Source organism: Parendozoicomonas sp. 209JJ7-1 (genome assembly GCF_058147085.1).
Window position 1 is genome coordinate 1 of the sequence record NZ_JBYVJU010000046.1, and the last position, 2,625, is coordinate 2,625.

Consider the following 2,625-nt stretch of genomic DNA (forward strand, 5'->3'; position numbering starts at 1 on the left):
TAGGCGTCACCTGGATTTACTTGTTATACGTTTCATTGCAATGAACTATAAATTGCATTGCAACCATTTGAAATCCATAGTGCTTTGTTGGTTTTTCGCCAATCAAAGCCATTCTGTTTGTTTTGAACGCTTTTATCAGACAAGAAATCTTTACTTGGTTCAGAAATTTTAGCAACCATATAGCCCACAAAAATCTTCCTATCTCCAAGCATCTCAAGGAAAGTTTTGGTAGTTTTGCTGTTAGATTTTAACTCTAGCTCTAACATTTTCTCTGCATTTAAAATTATTGCCTTGTAGAACTTAGACATTGCTGCTTGAGATTGCTCATCTGAATCGAAGTTGCCAAGAGTGACATTTAAACACTTTGCATAATCCTCAGAAATCTTAGCTAGTCTCTCCGTCTCTGAACTTTCGGCAAAGCTTAAAAGTGGAAGAAAAAGAGTCAATATAATAATGAACTTGGAAGTTTTCACTGAATTCTCCGAAACGTATAACGCTTGCATCAGGTGCGCCTCCGGCGTCACCTGGATGCACTTGTTACACGAAAAATATATTGCTTCCGGTTCTATAGTATGATTTTTAGCACTTGTATGTATTTTCTATTGGGAATTCTTTAAGGGCTGATTCAGCTCTTTCAAAACCAAGAGACTTAGATTTTTTAAGGAAACAATACGCTTCGCGACTTGTTTCACCATTAGATGGTTTATTAATTATTAACATTCCAAGATAGAAATATTCTTCTCCAGTCTTATCATTTTCAATAATTCTTCTATATATTTCTTTTGCTTCTTCGTAGTCCCTGGTCAAAATTGGTTCAAGTCCTTGAGTTAGCATTTTTGCAAATTTTGATGATGCTATAAAATTGTCATGCTTATAGCCCGCCTTGCAAACAGGGATAGCAAGAAAAAAATTGTCAGTTATATATGAATCTGTACATATAGATTCGTCGACATGGTTGAATCGCTTTTTCTTATAATAATCTTCTAGTTTATCATCTAGTGCTTTTAGGAATGCCTTGGATACGTAAACTTGAGATTTGTTGATGACTTTATTAATGGTTTCGAGATCTTGAATGCTAAAATCCTTTTTTAAAAGGTCAACTATATCTCTCTCACTGTAGTTAGAGTCAACTGCATAAAATGCAATATTAAGAGAGACATCATTTTCGAGCGAGTAGTGGACGGCTTTTTTTAATAAGACGCCTGGTTTCTTTGAGAAAAATTTAGTCAAGAGGTTAAGCTCATGCGTATCAAATTCAGACATGAGAGATCTTGTAATTAGCTTTAATACCTCATCTTCTTTAACTTTTGGAAAGTGTTTAATCTCATCTGGAATTTTCTCTAAACTTTCCTTATTTGCTGATTCTATTTTCGTATTGGCAATTTTGAATATTGGATTAAAGAATGACTCTGTAAATTCTTCAGTCTTTTTCTCTAAGTTTTTGGCAATAGTCAATGCTGGCCAGAGTGCAAGTAATACTACTAATAATTTCATTTTTGTTTTCTAAGTTGTTGATGTTGGTTCACGTGTAACGCCTAAATCAGGTGCGCCGTAGGCGTCACCTGGATTTACTTGTTACACGGCGGTTGGCACGGTATTGAAAAGTGAAATTATACACTGCCTTCTTGCTCGATGACTAAAATTCTAGAAGGAGAGATAGGGTGTGCTACATGGGCAGTACCAACCGATGCAAAGAAAATATCACCTGGCTCAAGGATGGTACTTTTTTCAGTTTCGCCTTCCTTGTATTTCATCTCTATTTGCCCATCGATGATCACGAAAACCTCTTCGCCATCATTTACGTGCCATTTATACGGCTTATTTGTCCAGTGCAAACGAGTTGTAATGCCATTCATATTGGCAATATCTAAAGCATCCCAAGCACGTGTGGGAGTAAAATCTTTACTTCTAATAATTTTCATTTACAGCCGCTTTCGCTTAAAACTCGTTCTTTAGAGGCAGGATATTTTACCAGATGATGTTCTGGCCGTATTGGTCTGAGAGATAAGTTACCGGAACAATTTGGACATATATGCTTCAAAACTTCAGCTGTGCATGTCTTACAAAATGTACACTCGAAAGTGCAAATATAAGCCTCTGAATGAGGAGGTAAATCTACATTGCAACATTCACAGTTTGGTCTCAATTCGAGCATGTATTCTCCAATGTTGATTTAGCCGTGTAACGCCTAAATCAGGTGCGCCGTAGGCGTCACTTGGATTTACTTGTTATGTTTCGGTTACGTTGACCTGCCCAGCATCTTGTTCTTGCTGCCAGAACAAGTCTACGAGATCAGAGTTGAGAGGTGCTTTTGTTTCTTTTTGCTTAACACTTAACTCAAACTCTTCATATGTATCGTCTATAAAAGAACCATTATCAATAATGTTCAGTAGTGCTGATATCGAATTCTGGGAACCAAGGTAGATAAAATCTGAAAGAGTTTTTCTGGTTTTTTCGTCAGAATTTACCCAAAGCTCTAAAAGAGCCTTGAATGACTGATCTGTGCAATTCTCAAGTTTAGTTTCTGAAAATAACTCAATGTAGCCTGAAACTAATTCTTCTATGCACTCTTGTCGAACGGCTGAGATGAATTTATCTGGGTTCATATGATGTTTGATGTAGAAA

At 36.5% G+C, this 2,625-nt stretch carries 5 protein-coding genes; all 5 read right to left on the reverse strand.

Annotated features, from left to right (window positions below; all coding sequences use genetic code 11):
* Window positions 1-32: 32 nt before the first annotated feature.
* Window positions 33-503, reverse strand: coding sequence for a hypothetical protein (locus ACY2RQ_RS19080; RefSeq protein WP_490114600.1), 471 nt, complete (start codon window positions 501-503; stop codon window positions 33-35).
* A 76-nt stretch (window positions 504-579) separates the two neighbouring features.
* Window positions 580-1,494 carry a hypothetical protein gene (locus ACY2RQ_RS19085; protein ID WP_490114601.1) on the reverse strand — a complete coding sequence of 305 codons (915 nt, stop codon included), beginning with the start codon at window positions 1,492-1,494 and terminating at the stop codon, window positions 580-582.
* Between the two features lie 116 nt (window positions 1,495-1,610).
* Window positions 1,611-1,922 carry a cupin domain-containing protein gene (locus ACY2RQ_RS19090; protein WP_490114602.1) on the reverse strand — a complete coding sequence of 104 codons (312 nt, stop codon included), beginning with the start codon at window positions 1,920-1,922 and terminating at the stop codon, window positions 1,611-1,613.
* Complete coding sequence (locus ACY2RQ_RS19095) at window positions 1,919-2,155, reverse strand: DUF1272 domain-containing protein (protein WP_490114603.1); 237 nt, start codon at window positions 2,153-2,155, stop codon at window positions 1,919-1,921. Before ACY2RQ_RS19095 ends, ACY2RQ_RS19090 begins: the two co-directional genes overlap by 4 nt.
* Before the next feature lie 73 nt (window positions 2,156-2,228).
* Window positions 2,229-2,625, reverse strand: a 397-nt coding sequence (locus tag ACY2RQ_RS19100) for a hypothetical protein (protein WP_490114604.1), incomplete at its 5' end; no start/stop codon positions are given.

What these genes read in the sequence shown, in the direction of transcription:
- ACY2RQ_RS19085 (WP_490114601.1), bottom strand. Translation starts at nt 1,494, where the DNA reads ATGAAATTATTAGTAGTATTACTTGCACTCTGGCCAGCATTGACTATT.
- ACY2RQ_RS19090 (WP_490114602.1), bottom strand. Translation starts at nt 1,922, where the DNA reads ATGAAAATTATTAGAAGTAAAGATTTTACTCCCACACGTGCTTGGGAT.
- ACY2RQ_RS19080 (WP_490114600.1), bottom strand. Translation starts at nt 503, where the DNA reads ATGCAAGCGTTATACGTTTCGGAGAATTCAGTGAAAACTTCCAAGTTC.
- ACY2RQ_RS19095 (WP_490114603.1), bottom strand. Translation starts at nt 2,155, where the DNA reads ATGCTCGAATTGAGACCAAACTGTGAATGTTGCAATGTAGATTTACCT.